Source organism: Roseovarius dicentrarchi, from assembly GCF_003316635.1.
Taxonomy (GTDB): Bacteria; Pseudomonadota; Alphaproteobacteria; order Rhodobacterales; family Rhodobacteraceae; genus Roseovarius; species Roseovarius dicentrarchi.
The window spans coordinates 1-1,829 of sequence record NZ_QNQP01000063.1 but is presented as its reverse complement, the minus strand read 5'-3'; the positions used below and the strand labels follow the sequence as shown (position 1 = coordinate 1,829).

Below are 1,829 nucleotides of genomic sequence, written 5' to 3'. Positions count from 1 at the left end.
GCCGACGGCGAATGCCATCGGCCGTAGAGAGAACTTCGATTTGAGGGCGGTAAATGAAATCGGACATAAGGCCGGACTTATCATCGGATCGTAGCCGAAGTCAGACGGCCCCCGCCGAAGCCTTACGCCTGAGCACCTTCTAACAGAACCTTATGACCGGCAGGGGTGCTCGTCCGGAGGTGTCTCACAAAACACCAGCAGGTTACCAAATTAGATCTACTCAATGCAGAATCGGACGTTCCGCCGCCTCCTGAACGCGATCAAGAAGCCGAATAACTTGCCTGAGCGAAAGCCTGGCGCCGCGTCGCATGCTGTTGCGCACCTGATTGGTGACTATCTCCGAGACATCGCCATCAAACCGCCTCCTCGCCTCACGTGCAGCGAAATCTATTAGTTGGTCACACTTTATGTCATCCAGCTGGATAACAGTCATTCGATCAAGAAGAGGCTGGTCGATATGGCTATAATCATTACACGTGGCGATCCAGCTTATGTTTGTTAAGTCAAAAGGGATTTGCAGGTGTGGACAAACCCAGGACTTAGCAGTCGACGGCTCAATCATACTCATCGCGATCTTGTAAAGCCCTGGGAGATGTCCGCCGCCTGCTGTGCCAATGCGCGTGCTGCCTGCATCTATCTCGTCGAGGACGACAAGGGGATTGGCGACACGTTCCACTATCATCGATCGGATTACGCGCCCTTTATCTGATGAACTCCAACCACGCGCGGCCCCCTGAAGGTCGGTGATGCCGCCCGATGTTCCTACGTCCACATCTACCGAAGGCACGCCAAGAGCACGCGCGACAGCGCGGGACCATGACGATTTTCCGAGGCCAGGTGGCCCGCTGATAAGCAAAGGCCCAACGCCCGCAGGAAGTCCGGCTCGAGCGCGACGAAGGCATTGGCGCCAGGCCTTTTCGGTCAATCGCTCAAGCCACGGATAATCTCTATGAATAGACGAGAAGGCTTCGTCTACTTGGTGTTCCGTCAAGTATTGCGCACGCATCGATCTGGAGGCTGAGGCGATCTCCGCGCGATCTTCTTTCGGGATTTTTGAAGACAAAGGCGCCCCTGTGGAGCGCACGCACCATGAACGGGCCCACGCCTTAATGTGATCCTGCTCCGCCGTTGATATGCGGCGCGGATAGTGCGGATAATCAGACGCATCTGGTCGATTACACAGCTCACCAATAACGTCATTCTCATCATGGCCTATTCGCCAGATGGCCATTGCACTTTCAAGCCAAGCCGCGACTTCTGGGCCACTTTCCATCTGCATCACTCGACGCGACAGTCGCCTCTCAATAATCCGCTGCGCAAGATCCTCGTGATGGATTTTCACATCGAACGCACGGAATACGTTTTTCCGTTTCAGCACATCATCCTCCCAAGGCAGCTGGTTTGGACAAAGTTTATCAAAAATCAATTGATACGGACAATGACGAGATGCAATGTGATCTCAGATTGAGGCCGTCCTCATCTGCAAAACGTCACACACACTGTCACACAAAACGTCGCACAAATAGGGGATATGGAAGACGAAATCATTTAATTTCAACCACTTATATAAACTCTTAAAAGTTAGCTCCGTTCCCTACCGCCGGAGCCAATTTCCAAAAAGTCAAGCGAAATCAACGATTCTGACCGAAAAATCGGTCAGGAGTCGGTGTGCGACACATCCTGCGACACAATAGTCGCAAGAGGTGTTGATTGTCATTGAGAACTGACCCGGCATTTTCATCGAGATCTGACCCACCCAGTCGTTATGATCTGCTGATTATGATGGCGTCAATGCTGTTGCCTCCTTTCGCTTTTTCTTCGCTGTTTCG

Annotated in this window: 1 protein-coding gene; it reads right to left on the bottom strand. The window is 52.5% G+C overall.

Annotated features, from left to right (window positions below; translation table 11 throughout):
• Nucleotides 1-220: 220 nt before the first annotated feature.
• Nucleotides 221-1,378: an AAA family ATPase gene (locus DQ230_RS16780; protein ID WP_203228121.1), complete on the bottom strand. Its 1,158-nt coding sequence runs from the start codon at nucleotides 1,376-1,378 to the stop codon at nucleotides 221-223.
• Nucleotides 1,379-1,829: the final 451 nt, after the last annotated feature.